This window comes from Pengzhenrongella phosphoraccumulans, from assembly GCF_045689905.1.
Lineage (GTDB): Bacteria > Actinomycetota > Actinomycetes > Actinomycetales > Cellulomonadaceae > Pengzhenrongella > Pengzhenrongella phosphoraccumulans.
Window position 1 is genome coordinate 2,313,002 of sequence record NZ_CP144210.1, and the last position, 16,609, is coordinate 2,329,610.

The 16,609-nt window shown below is 72.0% G+C and carries 16 protein-coding genes; 7 read left to right on the top strand and 9 right to left on the bottom strand.

Features of this window, described 5'->3' with window-relative positions:
* Positions 1-26: 26 nt before the first annotated feature.
* Positions 27-1,679 (bottom strand): DUF222 domain-containing protein, encoded by a 1,653-nt coding sequence (locus VTA80_RS10675; protein ID WP_407345479.1) that lies wholly within the window; start codon positions 1,677-1,679, stop codon positions 27-29.
* 374 nt (positions 1,680-2,053) lie between these two features.
* On the opposite strand from VTA80_RS10675, the gene VTA80_RS10680 reads away from it, so the two are divergent.
* Complete coding sequence (locus VTA80_RS10680; protein ID WP_407345480.1) at positions 2,054-2,536, top strand: glutathione peroxidase; 483 nt, start codon at positions 2,054-2,056, stop codon at positions 2,534-2,536.
* Positions 2,537-2,574: 38 nt separating this feature from the next.
* Here the strand turns inward: VTA80_RS10680 and VTA80_RS10685 are convergent, their stop codons facing one another.
* A complete protein-coding gene (locus VTA80_RS10685) occupies positions 2,575-3,348 on the bottom strand; it encodes a hypothetical protein (RefSeq protein ID WP_407345481.1) in 774 nt (257 codons plus the stop codon).
* Positions 3,349-3,687: 339 nt separating this feature from the next.
* On the opposite strand from VTA80_RS10685, the gene VTA80_RS10690 reads away from it, so the two are divergent.
* From VTA80_RS10690 to VTA80_RS10700, 3 genes are all read left to right on the top strand, one after another.
* Positions 3,688-4,086, top strand: a complete 399-nt coding sequence (locus VTA80_RS10690) for an EAL domain-containing protein (protein WP_407345749.1) — start codon at positions 3,688-3,690, stop codon at positions 4,084-4,086.
* Positions 3,996-4,724 carry a hypothetical protein gene (locus VTA80_RS10695; protein WP_407345858.1) on the top strand — a complete coding sequence of 243 codons (729 nt, stop codon included), beginning with the start codon at positions 3,996-3,998 and terminating at the stop codon, positions 4,722-4,724. Before VTA80_RS10690 ends, VTA80_RS10695 begins: the two co-directional genes overlap by 91 nt.
* Positions 4,725-4,892: 168 nt before the next feature.
* Positions 4,893-6,515, top strand: coding sequence for a diguanylate cyclase (locus VTA80_RS10700; protein WP_407345482.1), 1,623 nt, complete (start codon positions 4,893-4,895; stop codon positions 6,513-6,515).
* Between the two features lie 13 nt (positions 6,516-6,528).
* Here the strand turns inward: VTA80_RS10700 and VTA80_RS10705 are convergent, their stop codons facing one another.
* Both VTA80_RS10705 and VTA80_RS10710 read right to left on the bottom strand, forming a co-directional pair.
* The gene (locus VTA80_RS10705; protein ID WP_407345483.1) at positions 6,529-7,932 is read right to left on the bottom strand and encodes a sensor histidine kinase; all 1,404 of its coding nucleotides are present in this window, start codon (positions 7,930-7,932) and stop codon (positions 6,529-6,531) included.
* 5 nt (positions 7,933-7,937) lie between these two features.
* Positions 7,938-8,591 (bottom strand): response regulator transcription factor, encoded by a 654-nt coding sequence (locus VTA80_RS10710; protein ID WP_407345484.1) that lies wholly within the window; start codon positions 8,589-8,591, stop codon positions 7,938-7,940.
* A 181-nt stretch (positions 8,592-8,772) separates the two neighbouring features.
* Between VTA80_RS10710 and VTA80_RS10715 the strand changes: the two genes are divergently transcribed.
* From VTA80_RS10715 to VTA80_RS10725, 3 genes are read left to right on the top strand one after another with little or no spacing between them, the layout of a single operon-like run.
* On the top strand, positions 8,773-10,032 hold the full coding sequence (locus VTA80_RS10715; protein ID WP_407345485.1) for a LolA family protein: 1,260 nt from the start codon (positions 8,773-8,775) through the stop codon (positions 10,030-10,032).
* Positions 10,029-11,027: an ABC transporter ATP-binding protein gene (locus VTA80_RS10720; RefSeq protein ID WP_407345486.1), complete on the top strand. Its 999-nt coding sequence runs from the start codon at positions 10,029-10,031 to the stop codon at positions 11,025-11,027. Before VTA80_RS10715 ends, VTA80_RS10720 begins: the two co-directional genes overlap by 4 nt.
* Before the next feature lie 40 nt (positions 11,028-11,067).
* Entirely contained in the window at positions 11,068-11,916 is an 849-nt protein-coding gene (locus tag VTA80_RS10725; protein WP_407345487.1) for an ABC transporter permease, read from the top strand.
* Positions 11,917-11,967: 51 nt separating this feature from the next.
* Here the strand turns inward: VTA80_RS10725 and VTA80_RS10730 are convergent, their stop codons facing one another.
* The 5 genes from VTA80_RS10730 to VTA80_RS10750 form a co-directional block, all read right to left on the bottom strand.
* Positions 11,968-12,249: a DUF6458 family protein gene (locus VTA80_RS10730; RefSeq protein ID WP_407345488.1), complete on the bottom strand. Its 282-nt coding sequence runs from the start codon at positions 12,247-12,249 to the stop codon at positions 11,968-11,970.
* A gap of 42 nt (positions 12,250-12,291) precedes the next feature.
* Positions 12,292-12,462, bottom strand: a complete 171-nt coding sequence (locus VTA80_RS10735) for a DUF6131 family protein (protein ID WP_407345489.1) — start codon at positions 12,460-12,462, stop codon at positions 12,292-12,294.
* 186 nt (positions 12,463-12,648) lie between these two features.
* The gene (locus VTA80_RS10740) at positions 12,649-14,280 is read right to left on the bottom strand and encodes a methyl-accepting chemotaxis protein (protein ID WP_407345490.1); all 1,632 of its coding nucleotides are present in this window, start codon (positions 14,278-14,280) and stop codon (positions 12,649-12,651) included.
* 124 nt (positions 14,281-14,404) lie between these two features.
* Positions 14,405-15,955, bottom strand: a complete 1,551-nt coding sequence (locus VTA80_RS10745; protein WP_407345491.1) for an MFS transporter — start codon at positions 15,953-15,955, stop codon at positions 14,405-14,407.
* Positions 15,952-16,515, bottom strand: coding sequence for a PadR family transcriptional regulator (locus VTA80_RS10750; protein ID WP_407345492.1), 564 nt, complete (start codon positions 16,513-16,515; stop codon positions 15,952-15,954). Before VTA80_RS10750 ends, VTA80_RS10745 begins: the two co-directional genes overlap by 4 nt.
* Between the last annotated feature and the right edge of the window lie 94 nt (positions 16,516-16,609).

Genomic DNA, 16,609 nt, shown 5'->3' on the forward strand with positions numbered 1-16,609 from the left:
GGGGCGACGCGCCGCGGAGATTCGGTTCAGCGGCGGATCACGGTGCCGTGGCGGTCGGTGAATTGCCAGCCGTGAGGTGTCCAGGTGATTTCGATGCCGTGGTCGTGGGTGTGGTCGTGGTGGTGCCAGCACAACAACACCCCCGTGGTCGCGTCGGTGTCACCGTGGTCGCGGAACCATTGAATGGAGTGGTGGCATTCGCACATGCGCGGCGGCGCAGTGCAGCCCGGGTATTGGCAATGTTTGTCGCGGGCGATGATCGCGCGACGTAATTGGCCGGTGAAGGTGCGTTTGGATCGGCCGATATTGATGAGCTGCGAGTCCGGGCTGAACATGAACCGGCTGATCTCCGCGTCGCACAGCAGCTTGTCCAGCACGACGCGCGGGACGGGTTGCCCGTCCTCGAACACCGCCGGGCGCAGCACCTGCGGGACCAGCGGTGACCCGTGGGTTCGTGCGGGGTCGAGCACACCGGAGTTGAGCATCGCGGGGTCGAGCAGGCCTTGGTCGAGCAGACCTTGGTATGGCGGACTGTGGTCGAGCAGTCCGCCGGGTGCCGGTGGCGGGAACAGCAGGGCCGGGTCCACCTGGCCGCAGTCGGTGGGGCGCAGGGTGGGGTCGAGCAGGTGGGTCACTCCGGCGCGGGTGGTCATGGCGATCAGGGTCGGGTAGTCCACCAGCACGCTGATGTGCGGACGCACCGACGCGTGCTTGCCGGTCAGGCCCTGGTCCAACGTCAACCGGGCCAGGTCCGACAACGCACCCGCGCGACGCTGCGACGCGGTCCGGTCATCCCCGGCCGCCGGCACGCCCTGCACGGCCTGCAACGCGACCAGCAGGCCCTGGCCGTGCTCGGTGGTCAGGAATCCGGACAGGTGGCACCCACCCGTGGTGGCGGACACGTCGAAGAACTCCCGCTCGGTGGCATCTTTGTATCCCCGCTCGTCCGCTTCCGGGTCCGCCGCGGCCGCCCAGCGGCGGGCGAGCATGCGCAACATGTCCGCGCTGACCTGCGCGGCCTGGTCCAGCAGGAACCGTTCCCCCACCGGCGCGTCCGGGTCCGCCAACACCTGACGGCGCAGGTCGCTGGTCGCCGCGGCGGTGGTCAGGATCTCGGCCTGCTCCACGCTCACTCGACCCTCACCCCCGGTGACCACCGCCGCGGCGGTCAACGGCAGCTCGTCGCGCAGGGCGTGGGCCAGGCGCGTCATCCGCTTGGCCTTCGCATAGGTCAGATGCGCACGGCGGGCCAACCACGTCGGGAACGTCCGAGCACCATTGGCGTTCCACGGCACGTCGGAATCCACCACGGGTAGTGCGCGGGTGGCGATGGCCTGCAACCGGTCCGACAGCTCAAACACCCGGTCGAACAACTCCAACGCCCCCGCCCCGTCCAGATCCCGCGGCGCCAGAGCAGCCAGTGCGTCGACCTGCGCCTCGATCACCGCCACCCGATCCGCCAACGACACCCGTGACGCCGGCGTGGCCGGCGGAAGGGTGGGCGGCTGCGACGGACCTTCGCCGAGCGGCGAGGTGGGCGCGGGCGTCGACTGCGGGGATGGCGGCGTTGCCGCGGGCCGCTGCGGGGATGGCGGCGTCGACGCGGGCCGCTGCGCGACGGCTGGCGGAGTGGGTGCAGCCGGCTGCGCCGACGCGCGCTCGTCCTCCTTAAAGGTCATCTCACACCCCCAGATCGCCGCTCGTCGGGAATACCTCTGCCGCCTCAGAACCGGTGAACCCTCACCATTTTCGATGCAACTCACACTAACCGGGGCCACTGACATTCACCGCCCCGTCGTCGGGCACGGGATGTGGACAAAGAACAGCACACCGAAATCTGTGGAATGGCATTCGCGAAAGCCGTCTGAGGGCGGATGGGTGACCACCGTCGAAGCGTTGGGGCTGACCCGAGAAGGGGGCTGTTCACGTCTGGGGCGACATCGTCGACCGACGCCGGTTCGGGCACCGCCGAGCTCCCGGCGTGGCGACGATGCTCCGCGCGGGCGGCGCCCAATCGGGACTAATTCCTTGCCGTCGCGCGTTCGTGCAGGTCATGACCCTCAACGAGATCCCCCTGACGACCATCGACGGCGCCGAGACGTCGCTCGCGCAATATGCGGACCAGGTCAAGCTCGTGGTGAACGTGGCCTCCCGGTGCGGGCTGTCGCCGCAGTACGCGAAGCTCGAGGAGTTGCAGAAGGAGTACGGCGACCGCGGGTTCACGGTGCTGGGGTTCCCGAGCAACCAGTTTCTGCAGGAGCTCGGCAGCGCCGAGGCGATCAAGGAGTTCTGCTCCATGACCTATGGCGTGACGTTCCCGATGTTCGAGAAGACCAAGGTGAACGGCCGCTCCCAGCACCCGCTGTACGCCGAGCTCACTAAGACCCCCGACGCGAGCGGCAAGGCCGGCCGGGTGAAGTGGAACTTCGAGAAGTTCGTGATCACGCCCGCCGGCGTGGTGCACCGCTTCCGCCCGACGACCGAGCCGGACGCTCCCGAGATCGTCGCTCTGATCGAGGCGTCTCTGCCTGCCTGACAAGCTGCCTGCCTGACAAGCTGCCCGACTGAGCGATCTCAGCCCTGGTCGGTCCCGTCGGCGTCGTGCTCGTCGCTCGGACTCGGCAGCCCGGTCCACGGTGCAGCGTCGAGGTCGGTGGGGTTGAAAGCCGCGGTCGGCGGGGAGATCCGGCTGTAGCGCATCGACTCGTACCAGACGGGGTTGTCCGTCGATCGCGAGGTCACCAGGTTTGCCGTCTGCTCGGCATCCCAGGGCGAGCGGGGACCCGCTGGCGGGGTCGCCGGGGATCGCTGCGGTTCCGTGCGCGGGGTCTGCTCCGAGGCCGCACTCGGGTCGCGGATCGCACGCCGGCGACGGGTCGGGCTCTGCTGGGGGACCGCAGTCGGCTCAGCGGTAACGGGCGGCGGCGTCACGACGGCTGGCGGCATGACGACGGTCGGCGGCGTCACGACGGCCGGGAGTGGTGCGGTCGGGGCGGCCGGGACCGGGGCCGGTACTGGGGCTGCGGGCGGTGCCTCGACCTGGCGCACCGGTTCACGCACCCCGTGGCGGGCTGCAGGTGCAGGCAGTCCGGCCTCGCTCAGCTCGGTGGACGACCAACCGGCCTGGACAGCCTTGACGTGGGCGGCGGCATACGCGGCCTGCATCCCGGCGAACGCGCCCAGCAGAGCACTGCGCGCCGCGAGGGCGGCGGCATAGTCGCGCTGAGCCGCGGCGAGCGCGGCTTCTAGCTCTGCCCGGTCGGCCGCGGCCGCCGTCAGATCACGACCGGCGCTCCAGAGAGAGCGCAGCCGACCCGGGCTGTTGTCCTCGTCGAATGTCGGAGCCACCCGGAGAATCTACCGTGGCCGGGGTCCGGAACGTTCCTGCGAGAAGGCCCGCGCCGAGCCGGCCCGCCGGGTTCGTGGCGGGTCTGCCTCTTCGGTGGTCCGAGGTGCTGCGGTGAACGAGCGGGATCCCTCAACACCGATGGGTGGGCGCCGTTGAGTCGGTGCGAGGGTACATTTCGGGCGCCTACCAGCGGATGGGGGAGACCGCACGGCGCGCCCCTGCCAGCGATCGCGGCCGAGTTCGGGCGCCCCGTGCTCATCGGCGCCTCGACGTCGGGCGCGATCCTGGGCGACGGGGTCGTCGACGTGCTGACGATCGATCAGTCCTTCGTGTCGCGGATGGACGAGGACGAGTCCTCGGCGACCATCGTCAGCGCGATCATCGCCATGATCCATGCCCTCGGGCTCACGCTCGTGGCCGAGGGCGTCGAGCGGCCGTCCCATGCGGCCCTGCTGCGCGCGCAGGGGTGCGACGCGGCCCAAGCTTTCTCTTCGGGCACCCCTTCGGCCCGGCGAGATCGACGCGCTCTCCGGCCCTTCCGCGCCGGTCGACGCCGCCGTCTGACGGCCGCACGGCCTCAGAGGGACCGCGAGACAGCTGCGGCGCACGGGTGGCCAGATGACCGGCTTCATCCTATTTTCGACCTATGTCAGCATCGAAACCGTCAGAATCGAAACCGCCCAGCGGCGCGAAGCGGCTCACGCAGGCGACGCTCGTCACCGCACTCACGGTCGTGACGGGTGCCGGGATCGCCCTCGTGACGAACGGTCAGGCCGAGACGCCGTCGACCGGGGTGGTGCGGCCGTTCCGCGCCGGCCCCCCGCTGCCGGACCCGCCCGGTCCGGTCATCGTGGCCGAGTCCGACGCCGTGCTTGCCGCCCCCTCGCTCGACACCCGAGCGCGAAGCGCCGTGCCCCACGCCGTGCGTCCCGTTGCGCCGCCCGCCGATCCTGCGTCGCCCCGGGAGAGCCCCTCGGCAGCGCGCCGGACGGCGAGTGCGGTACCAGCCGTGCCGCCCGCTGCCGCGCCGCCCGCTGCCGCGCCGCCCGCCGCTCAGCCGGCGAGCAGCGTCCCGGCCGCGGCCGACCTCCCCGCCCCGCCCGTCGCCCCGCGCGTCGACCCTCCCGCTTCGCCCGACCCCGTGCCGTCGCCACCGTCGGGCGACGGTGGTCAGGGCGTGCCGACGCCGACCCCGGAACCGACGTGGCCCCCGAGTCCGACGCCGGAACCGACGTGGACCCCGACCCCGACGCCCGATCCGACTCCGACCACCCCGCCCGAGCCAACCCCCGGGCCGGTGGACCCGACCCCTGCGCCGGACGGTGGCTTCGGTGGCGGTGGCTTGGGTGACGGTGGTTTCGGCCCGAACGGCTGACCCCGAGCGCTGAGCTCGGCCGCACCTTCGCCCGATGGCGTCGGGGGACAAATTCGCCCGATGCCATGTGGGGGTAAACGGCTTATCTCGGGAACCGAGCGGTCGATCAGACGGCTGACACGTTCGTGCGAGGGCCCTGCGGAGAGCTGTCCGGCCGGAGGGAATCCCGTGGATCTGCGAGATCCCGTCGCGCTGGCCTACTCCCTGGCCGCCGTCTCGTGCGCCGTCATCGCGGTGGTCGCGTGGCGGCACCGGGCGCACAACCTCACGCTCGGCATCGCCCTGACGGTCGTCATGGCCGGGGCCAGCTGGTGGTCGGTCTGCCTCACCATCTCGCACGTGAGCGAGAGCGAGACGGTGGCTGCCATCGCGACGCTCGCGCCATTTGCTGGCGCGAGCACGCTGTGCGCGGCGTTCATGTGCCTCGGGATGGCGCTCGCGCGCCCGCAGTGGGTGCCGAGTCGCGCCGTCGTGCTCGCGCTGTGCATCGAGCCGGCGCTGATCACCGCTCTCGCGCTCACGAACCGATGGCACCTCCTGGTCTACGGCGGGCCGGGGGCGGCGCAGCTCACCGGCCATGATGGGTGGATCCGCGGTCCGGCCTACTGGCTGGACACGGGCTTCATCTACCTCGAGATGACGATCGGCCTCGCGCTCGTCGGGTGGGCGTGGTGGCGGGCTCCCGTCGCCTTCCGCGGGCAACGACTCGCCGTCTTCGTCGCTGCCTTCGTCCCCCTCGTCGCCAACCTGGTGTTCCTCTTCGGCAACGTCGGGGGCCTGGGCGCCCACCTCGACCCCACCCCGATCGGGCTCGCGGTCACCGGCACCATCGTCTGGTACGCCGTCTTCCGTCAGGACCTGTTCACGTTCGCGCCGGTGGCGCGAGCCCTGATCGTCGACCAGATCGGCGACGTGGTCGCCGTCATCAGCACGGCCGGGAAGGTCCTCGACCTGAACCCGGCGGCCGTCGCGCTCGTGCGCGGCCGGGACCCGCACGCGCCCGCCGACCTGATCGGCGCGCCCGCGGCGGACCTGTTCGGCGCGACGATGGCCGCCACCTCCGCCACGGAGACCGAGCTGGTGGTGGAGCTGTCCGGCGGGCGCACCGAGTTCCAGGTCCGGGCCTTCCCGGTCCAGGACCGCCATCGCCACGACCTGGGGACCGTGCTCGTCGCGCGAGACGTCACCGATGCCAACAACCAGACTCGGCGCCTGGCCGCCGCGCACTCTCAGATGGTCCGCCAGTTCGAGCTGATCGAGTCGCTGCGCGCGGACCTGGTCGAGCAGGCGAGCCGGGATCCGCTCACGGGGCTGCACAACCGCCGGCACATGGTCGACCGGTTCGCGGCGCTCGTGGCGGACGCCGACCGCTCCGGCGCGCCGCTCGCGGCGGTCCTGTTCGACGTCGACCGCTTCAAGTCCATCAACGACCGGTACGGGCACCTCGCCGGCGACGCCGTCCTGGCCGTGCTCGCGAGCCGGTTGCTGGCCGCCGCCCCCGCGGACGCCCTCGTCGCCCGGTGGGGCGGGGAGGAGTTCTTCGTCGCCCTCCCCGGCGCCGACGGGGCGGTCGGCCTCGCGTTCGGCGAGGAGGTGCGTCGGCTGTGCGCCGAGAACCCGGTGAGCGTCGCCGGCCAGGTGGTCCGCTGCACGCTCAGCGGCGGTGTGGCCGTCTGGCCGGAGTCCGGCCAGAGCGTGAACGACCTGTTCCACGCGGCCGACGTCGCGCTGTACGCCGCAAAGCGGTCCGGCCGCGACCAGGTGCACCTCGCGACGCCGCTGCCCGCGTAGGCGCGGATCCCTCCTACGAGGTGACCGTCGGCAGCCGCAGCGTGGCGCACAGGCCCCCGAGCGGCGAGTCCGCGAGCACGACGTCGCCCCCGTGCTCGCGCGCGATCTCGCGCGCGATCGCCAGCCCGAGCCCGGTGCCACCCGCCTCGCGCTCGCGCGACTCCTCCAACCGCACGAACCGCTCGAACACCCGCGCGCGATCGGCCTCGGCGATGCCGTTGCCGTCGTCCTCCACGACGACGACGCCGTCCGCGACGGACACGCGGACCCGCGCGGCCGCGTGCCGCACCGCGTTGTCGAGCAGGTTGCGCACCACCCGTCCGACGGCGGTCTCGTCGCCCCGGGCATGCCCCTGTCCGCCGGTCTCGATCGTGATCGCCTCGCGGCCCGACGCGGCCGCGTCCCGGCCGGACGTGACCGGTCGGACGGCGTCGGCGGCATCCCGCGCGACGCGCGCCAGGTCGATGTCCGCGCGCACCACGGGGGTGGAACCGACCCGGGCGAGCACGAGCAGGTCGTCGACGAGCCCCTGCATGCGTAGCACCTCGCTCTCGAGGTCGCCCGCGAGCTCGGCGCTCGGGTAGGCCTCGGGGTGGGCGCGAGCGACCTCGATGCTCGCGCGCAGCGAGGCGAGCGGGGAGCGCAGCTCGTGCGCCGCATCGGCCACGAAGGCCCGCTGGCGGGCGGCGCCCACCTCGATCCGGTCGAGCATCTCGTTCAGGGTCCGTGCGAGCGCGCCGAGCTCGTCGTCGGCCCGCGGGACCGGCAGCGCGCCCGGCCCGCCGGAGCGCGCGACCTGCGCCGCGGCTCGGCGGAGCTGCTCCACCGGGTGCAGCGCCCGGCCGAGCACGATCCAGATCGCGCCCGCCAGCAGGGCGGTGAGCAGCGGCACGACGACGCCGAGCGAGACGCGCACCGCCCGGAGCAGGCCCTGCACCTCCCCGAGCGGGACGGTCGCGACCACCGTCGCGTCGGCGCCCCGGTAGGTGGTCGCGAGCACGGCGACGCGCGCCTGGCGGTCGTACGCGCTCGCGTCGGTGGCCCGGGCGAGCGGCCCGCCGTCGGCCACTTGGAGCATCTCGGCGACCTCCGCGGCCGGGAGAACCGGCAGGGTGCGGCTCGCGTTCGGGGACGAGGCGATCACCTGCCCGGCGGGGTCGAGGAGCTGGGCGATCTCGCCCGGTTCGGCGACCGGAAGGGTCTGCGGCAGGCGGTCGTCGGCGGCCAGGGCGGCGATGGTCTCGGCGCGGGTGCGGACGAGGTCGTCGAGGGCCGCCACCCGGCTGCGCGAGAGCACGGTCGTGAGCACGACGGCGCCGACGATGAGCGCCACGCACAGCAGGCCCGCCGTGAGCAGGGTCAGCCGCAGCCGGAGCGACCAGCCGCCCCAGCCGCGGCGAGGCCGCTCATCCGTCACCGCACTCACCCCGCGACGCGGTAGCCGGCGCCGCGAACGGTCGCCACCGCATCGCGCCCGAGCTTGCGCCGCAGGTACCCCACGTACACCTCGACCACGTTGAGGTCCTCGCCCGACCCGTCCCAGACGTGGTCGCGGAGCTCGACCTTGCCGACCACGCGGTCCGCGTGGCGCATCAGGTACTCGAGCAGGGCAAGCTCGCGGGTGGTCAGGGCGACCGGTCCGCCGGCCAGGGTCACGGTCCGCGCGGCGGGGTCGAGCACGAGGTCGCCGACCGCGAGCACGGCCGGGCGGGCCTCGGCGGGCCGCCGCAGCAACGCGCGCAGCCGGGCGACGAGCACGACGAACGAGAACGGCTTGGTCAGGTAGTCGTCGGCGCCGACGTCGAGGCCGTCGGCGACGTCGTGCTCGCCGTCCTTCGCGCTGAGCATCAGCACCGGGGTCCACACGTCGCGCTCGCGCAGACCGGTCACGACGTCGTAGCCGTTGCGCCGCGGGAGCATGACGTCGAGCACGATGGCGTCGTAGTCGTTGTCGATCGCGAGCTCGAGCCCCGAGTCGCCGTCGTAGGCGACGTCGACGGCGAACCCCTCCGCGGTCAGGCCGCGCACCAGGGCGCGCACCAGCCCCCGCTCGTCGTCCACCACCAGCACCCGCACCACCGCAGCATGCCACCCGCCCCGCGAACTCGGAGGTTCGGTGCGAACTCGGACACTGCGGTGTGCTAGTTCGACGCAAACCTCCGAGTTCGCGGGACGTCGTGGGTGGGGTGGGAGGAGGGGTGGGAAGGGGGATGGGGTTCTCAGTGTGCTCTCAGGGAGGGGGGCGCATTGTTCTCGCATGACCGAAGCCCGTGAGTCCCGCCGTTCACCGTCCAACCGCGTCCGGTGGGCCGTTCCCGCCGTCGTCGCCGTCGCTGTCGCCGGGGCGTTCCTCGCGCCGCCGCTGCTCGCGTCGGCCGACGAGTCGGTCCTCCCGGAGGTCACGCCCGGCCAGCTCGTGACCACGGTCGCGGCGGCCAAGCCGTCCCCGCTGTCCGGCACCGTGGTCTACACCGCGCGGCTCGGGCTGCCCGAGATCCCGGTCGAGCTCACCGGCGCCGACCCGATCGCGCTGCTCGGCGGCAGCTCGACCATGCGGGTGTGGACCGACGGCACCGAGCGCTCGCGCGTCTCGTTGCTCGGCGCCGCCTCGGAGTACTCGGTCGTGCAGGACGGCGCCCAGGCGTGGACCTACTCCAGCTCGGACGACGCCGTCGTGCACTACTCCCTGAACGCGGCCGACCAGGCCCGGTTCGACGCGCTCGCGGCCGACGTCCGCGCCGGCACCGTCCCGGAGATGGCCGGCAAGATCGCCGGGAACCTGCCCACGCCCGACGAGGCGGCCCGCGCGGCGCTCGCCCAGGTCGAGGCGTTCTCCACGGTGGAGATGGGCAAGCAGACCACCGTCGCCGGTCGCGACGCGTACCAGCTCGTCGTGACCCCGAAGGACTCCAGCACGCTGATCGCGAAGGTCGTCGTGGCCATCGACGCCAAGACGTCGACCCCGCTGCGGGTGCAGACCTGGAGCAGCACCGACGCCTCGACCCCCGCGCTCGAGATCGGGTTCACCGACGTCGCCTTCACCACGCCCGACCCGGCGGTGCTCGCGTTCTCCGCACCGGCCGGTGCCGCCGTCAAGGACGTCGTCGTCCCGCTGCCCCCGATGTCCGACGCCCCGACCGGCGCTGCCCTGGACGGCACCCTGCCCGAGGGCCTCGCGGTCAGCGGGACCGGCTGGGAGACCGTGGTCCAGGCCTCCGGCCTCGACGTCGCGGCGCTCGTCGCCGGTGACCCGAAGGCCCTGACCTCCATGCCCGGCGCCGACCTCACGATCGGTTCCCAGAGCGCGCAGGACCTGATCGACGAGTTCGTCCCCAGCGACTCCTCGGGTGCTCCCACCATCCCGAGCCTGGACACGAGCGCGCTGTACGACCAGCTCACCACCGCCGTCCCCGAGGGCCGGCTGCTCACCTCGTCCCTGCTGAGCGTGCTGGTCACCACCGACGGGCGGGTCCTGGTAGGAGCCGTTCCCGCCGAGACCCTGCGCGCGATGGCGTGACGAGCGCACCCGCGGTCGCCCCGCTCGCCGCCGTCGCTCGCGCGGACATCGACCCGACCACGCTCGCGGTCCGGACCGAGGGCCTCACCAAGAGGTTCCGGTCCGGGCAGGTCGCGGTCGACGGGATCGGGCTGAGCGTCCCGCGGGGGTCGGTCTACGGCTTCCTCGGACCGAACGGGTCGGGCAAGACGACGACCATCCGGATGCTGCTCGGCCTGGTCCGGCCGACCAGCGGGGTGGCCTGGCTGCTGGGCGAGCCGATGCCCGACGCCGGCGGGTCCGTCCTGCCGCGCGTCGGCGCGCTGGTCGAGGGTCCGGCGTTCCACCCGTATCTGAACGGGCGGGCGAACCTGGCCCGGCTCGACGCGAGCGACGCCACGGCGGACCCGCGCACCTCGCGCCGCCGCAGCGACGACGCGCTCGAACGGGTCGGCCTCACGGCGGCGGCGGGCAAGCCCTACCGGCAGTACTCGCTCGGCATGAAGCAGCGGCTCGGCCTGGCCGCCGCGCTGCTGCGGCCCCGCGAGCTGCTCGTGCTCGACGAGCCGACCAACGGTCTGGACCCGCAGGGCACGCGCGAGGTCCGGCTCCTGATCCGCGAGCTGGCCGACGCCGGGACCACCGTCCTGGTGTCCTCGCACCTGCTCACGGAGATCGACCAGGTGTGCTCGCACCTCGGCATCATGGGGCGCGGTCGGCTGCTCGTGCAGGGCGAGCGCAGCGCGCTGATCGAGCGCGGCGCGGCGCGCGTCACCGTGAGCACGTCGCCGGCCCACGTCGAGGCGGTGGCCGGGGTGCTGGCCGGGCTCGGGATCACGGACGTCCTCGTCGAGGACGCCTCGCTGCACGGGCTGCTGGGGACCACCGCCCCGGAACGGGTGTCGGCGGCGATCGTGCATGCCGGGCTCGACCTGATCGGGCTGGACGTGCGCCGCCCGAGCCTCGAGGAGCTGTTCGTCGAGCTGACCGGAGAGGGATTCGATGTCGCACGCTGAGGCTGTCCTGGGGGGTGCGGGGTCACAGGTCGAACCGGTCGTGAGCCGGACCCCGTCGACCCCGCATCGGGGTGCCTGGGGGCGGCTGCTGCGCAGCGAGCTGCGGCTCGTGTTCGGCCGCCGACGCAACATCGCGCTGCTGTCCGGCCTGGCCGCCGTCCCGCTCCTGCTTGGCATCGTCCTGTTCGTGACGCGCGACTCCGCGCTCGCCGGGCAGGGTCCCGGGTTCGTGGGGCGCGTCACCGGCAACGGGCTGTTCCTGGTGATCGCTTCGCTGGTCATGTGCCTGCCGTTCCTGCTGCCGCTCACGATCGGCATCGCGTCCGGCGAGGCGATCGCGGGCGAGGCGTCGTCGGGCACGCTGCGGTACCTGCTCGCCGTGCCGGTCTCGCGGACCCGCCTGCTCGCGGTGAAGGCGGTGGCGACCATGATCTTCGTCGCGGCCGCGGTGCTCGCGATCGCTCTCGTCGCGCTCGCGGCGGGGGCTGCGTTCTTCGGGCTCACCGACGTCACGCTGCTGTCGGGCACCACCGTGCCCCTGGCCGACGGCGTGCTGCGCGTCGCCGGGGTCGCCGCGTACGTCGCGATGTCGCTCACCGGGCTCGTCGCCGCCGGCCTGTACTTCTCGACCCTGACCGAGGTACCGGTCGGTGCTATGGCCGCGACCGTCATTGTCGCGATCGTCTCGGCCGTCCTCGACACGCTCCCGCAGCTCGCGGCGATCCACCCGGGCCTGCTCACGCACCACTGGCTCGACTTCGCCGAGTTCCTGAGGGTGCAGGTGGACTGGAGCGTGCTGAGTCAGGGGCTGTACGTGCAGGCAGCCTGGGTCGCGATCTTCGGTGCGCTCGCGTGGAGCCGGTTCGTGACGGCCGACGTCACCTCCTGAGCACGGCTCCGCCGTCGGCCGCGCTCGCGACCGACGGCGGGGTGGATCCGCTCAGATGCGTTCGTCGCGAACTTCGCGCTCGGTCGCGATCGTCGGCGTCGCGACCGGTTGCGCGACGACTGCCGGGCCCGCGGCGACGACCCGGGGACTTTCGGTCACCGTGCGCCGACGCCGGGGGGTCAGCAGGACCATCGTGAGGACGAGACCGAGTGCTCCGGCCGCCATGAGAATCCAGCCGATCACGCTGAGGTCAAGACCAGCGACGGTGGCGTCGACGGCGAATGCCAGAACTGCGCCGGCGGCGAGGAGGAAGATGCTGAAACCGATACCCATGGCTTTCCCTTCAATGCGTCGGTTGCTCGGTAGAAGGAGATCTCACCAGTAGTGACGTCGACCGCCGACGGCGCGGCCCATGCTCCCCAAGACGAAGAAGATCAGGCCGACGACGATCAGGATGACCCCGATGGTCGTGGCGATCGGGACGTGCACGAGGTATCCGACCAACAGCAAGACAATTCCGAGAACGATCACTGGATCTCCGATCATGAGGCGTCCGGAGCTGTATCCAAGACGCTGGGGTTACGAGGTAAATCGCGTGTCTACCCGCACTCCGGCCCCCAGCAATAAATCACGCGAACTCATTCGAGTGAACGTGAAACGATCGAGCATGTCAAATTCGCGGGTCCATGTTGCAGAGGTATTCCCGGTGAATCTGTCGATCGTTCTGTGCTATCAGTAGGTGATCGCGGCGACCCGTTCGCGCAGGTCAGCGGACATGCGCGCGAGCTCGTCGACGGACAGGCCCATCTGGGTGAGCACCTCGCTCGCACTCGCCGAACCGGTGGCGACCCCGATGATGTTCGACGCGATCTCCTCCGAGCCTGCGGCGGCCTCGGTCACGGACCGGGACATCTCGTTGGTGGTCGCCGTCTGCTCCTCCACGGCGCTCGCGATGGTGAGCTGGTAGTCGTTGATCGACGCGATGATCGTGGAGATCTCCCCGATCGCGACGACGGCGCCGCCCGTGTCGACCTGGATGGCCTCGACCCGGCGGGTGATCTCCTCGGTCGCGCGCGCGGTCTCGCGGGCGAGCTCCTTGACCTCGCTCGCCACCACGGCGAACCCCTTGCCGGCCTCGCCGGCGCGGGCGGCCTCGATCGTGGCGTTCAGCGCGAGCAGGTTCGTCTGCTCCGCGATGGACGTGATCGTCTTGACGACGTTGCCGATCTCCTGGCTGCTCAGCCCGAGCTTCGCGATCGTCTCGTGCGTGGTCGAGGCGACCTCCGTGGCCGTGGCGGCGACCTTGGCCGCCTCGTTGGCGTTCTGGGCGATCTCGCGGATCGAGGCGCCCATCTGCTCGGCGCCCGCGGCGACGGTCTGGACGTTGCGGCTGACCTGCTCGGCCGCCGCGGCCACGACGCCCGCCTGCGCGCTTGAGTCACCCGCAGCAGCAGTCACCTGGGTGTTCGCGGCCGAGAGCTCCTCGGCGGCGGCGGCCACGGTCTGGGCCGTCTCCACGACTCCGGAGATCACCGCGCGCAACGAGTCCTGGGCGACGATCAGGCCGTGGGCCATCTGGCCGATCTCGTCCTGCGTCTTCACCTCGGGACGCACCGTGAGGTCGCCGGCCGCCATCGCGTCGACCGCTCGCTTCACCTCGACCACCGAGCGACGGATCGCGTTCGCGATCAGCAGCCCGAGCGTCGTCGCGAGGACGAGGCCGGCCGCGAGGATCGCCACGATCCAGAGCACGGCCGCGCTCGCCTGGCGCTCCGAGTGCGCGGCGATCGTCGCCATGGACGCGGAGACCTCGCCCCCGACCGCGGTCAGGTCGCCGATCATGGCCGTGCCGAGCTCAGCGAGCCCGCCGGCGCGCAGGGCGGCGTAGGCCTCCCGGTCGTCGGACATGACCACGGGGATGACCTTGGCGTCGACCGCCGCGCGGTAGCTGTCCCAGGAGGCCGTGAACGCGGGCCAGTTCGCGGGCACCTCGCCGTTGGCCTTCGCGTACGTCGCGGCGAAGTCGGCGGCGGCCGCGTCGAAGGTGTCGTAAGCGTCGTTGAGGGTCTCGAGCAGCTTCGGCTTCCCGGGGGTCTCGTACGCGGCGATCATCGGGATGTCCATCCGGATGGCCCACAGCGCGTCCTTGAGCGCCGCGAGCGAGGAACCCACCTCGGCCTCGCTCTGGCTCAGGACCGCGGTGTCCGTCTTGAGCAGGTTGATCTGGACCGCGGCGAACGAGCCGATCCCGATCCCGACGGCGGCGAACGCCGCGACGAGGCCGAGGATCTTGGCCCGCACCGAGGCGCGCGCGTACAGGGACGTGTGCGCGCGCGCATCGGACGAGGGGGTGGACGGTCTCACTGGGGCTCCTAGGTGCTTGGATCGAACAGAGCACCTATCGGTCAACAACGGCCCGGCAGTCCGAGCCGGGATCGAATGTGACCAGCACCACGCTGGGTTCGCGAGCGGAACTGCCGCCCAGGGGCTATTTCGGGCGCGATCCCGCGGCGTCGGACGTCTGCGGGTCGGGTGAAGTTCCCGGCCGCGGCGCCTGCGGGCCGGATCCGACCCGCTTCGGCAGGGCGAACACGAGCAGGAAGGCGACCACCGCGAACGCCGCGCTCACGGCGAGCGCCGACGTGGCACTGTGCGTGAAGGCGACCGCGAGATCGTTCGCGGTCGGCGGGCCCTGTGTCGGGATCGACAGCGTGCCGAAGAAGACGCTGCCGATGATCGCGATCCCGATCGCACTGCCCAGGCGCTGCATCGTCGCGATGACACCACTCGCGGCGCCCGCCTCCTGGCGGTCGACGGTCGCGATGATGAACTGCGCGTTGGGGGCGATGAACAGCCCGCTCCCGGTCCCGGCCACGAGCAGCGGGACGAGCAGGTCCCAGCTCGTCGCCTCGCCCGGGGTCACGATCGTGAGCACGAGCCAGAGCGCGAACAGCCCGACCGCCACCATCGCGGCGCCGATCACGAGCACCGTGCGTCCGATCCGGGCCGCGAGCCGGCCGCTCTGCGAGGCACCGATGATGCTGCCGAGCGCGAACGGGACGGACACGATCCCGGACTCGAGCGCGGTGTGCCCGAGGCCGGCCTGCCACAGGATCGAGATCGTGAAGAAGATGCTGACGAACGCGGCGAAGTAGACGAGGGCGAGGATCACGCCGCCGGTGAACGCCGGGTGCGAGAACAGGTGCGGCGGGACCAGCGGGCTCTTGCCGCGCAGGGCGACCACGACCTCCCAGGCGCCGAACAGCGCGATCAGCGCGAAGCCGCCGACGAGCGACAGATACGTCCACAGCGGCCAGCCCTGGTCCTGGCCCTCGATGAGCGGGACGAGGATCGCGACCAGGCCGCCCGACAGCAGCGCTAGGCCGAGGCCGTCGACGCCCCCGGCGGCCCGGCGGGTGTTCTCGGAGCCGGCGGGCAGCAGGATCACGGCCGCGACCAGCGCGACGATGCCGATCGGCAGGTTGACGAAGAAGACGAGCCGCCAGCCGTTCGTGTCGCCGAACGCCTGGATGAGCAGCCCACCGATCAGTGGCCCGAGGGCCGAGGAGACCCCGATGACCGCACCCATGATGGCGAAGGCCTTGCCGCGCGTGCGCCCGGTGAACAGCAGCTGGATGTAGGCGGTCACGGCCGGCAGGAAGATGCCGCCCGCGAGCCCCTGGACCACCCGGGCCACGATCAACTGCGTGTCGCCCTGGGCGAGCCCGCACGCGACGCTCGCGACGGTGAACAGCGCGAGCCCGCTGAAGAAGACCCACTTGTGCCCGTAGCGGTCACCGATCCGGCCGGCGGGGATGAGGGCGAGCCCGAACGCGAGGGCGTACCCGGAGATGATCCACGACAGCGTCGCCTCGGAGGCGTTCAGGCTCGTGCGGATCGTCGGCAGCGCGACGTTGACGATCGTCGCGTCCAGCAGGGACATGAACATCCCGATGAGCAGCACGCCGAGGGCCTGCCAGGCGCGGCGCGGGGAGACCTGCATGCCGGGGGTGGGGGAGGTGGTCTGGGACAAGGTCACGAGTCCTTTCGGGACAGTTCGTCGCGCACGATCTGGGGGAGGGCCGCGATCAGCGAGTCGTGCCAGTCGAGCTCGGCCTGCAGCCGGATCCGCTGGTGCGCCATCGTGTGGTGCTCGGCCACGGTGAGGTAGGGGGCAGCGCGGTCGAAGCTGCACTGCTGGGCCGCGATCGTCGCCGCGATGGCCTGACGCCGCGCGGCGAGCAGCTCGGGCAGGGCGTCGACCGCGTCCGCGTCGAGCCGGGTGAGCGCGAGGTCGAAGGGGTCGGGTCGAAGGCTGAACTCGCGCAGCGTGGCGTGCACCATCGTGGCGAGCGACGCGCGTCCGGCGGTGGTGATCGCGTACACCTGGCGCTCGGGCCGGTGACCCTCGCGCTCCGTCCGTACGGCGTCGATCAGGCCCTCCGCGACCAGGCGCTTGAGGGCGCCGTAGATGCCCCCGACCGTGAAGTCGGTCCAGAGGTGGATGTGCTCCTGCTCGCCCAGCAGCCGCAGCTGGTGGCCGTGCATCTCCCCGCGCTCGGCGAGCGAGCCGAGGATGAACACGCGGATTGACGACATTCCGATACTCTCGCACGACTAATCGCTCGCCACAACGTGACGAGCGTCGCAGCTCGGATCTCCGGCTGGCTATCCGGCTGGCTACCCGGCTCGC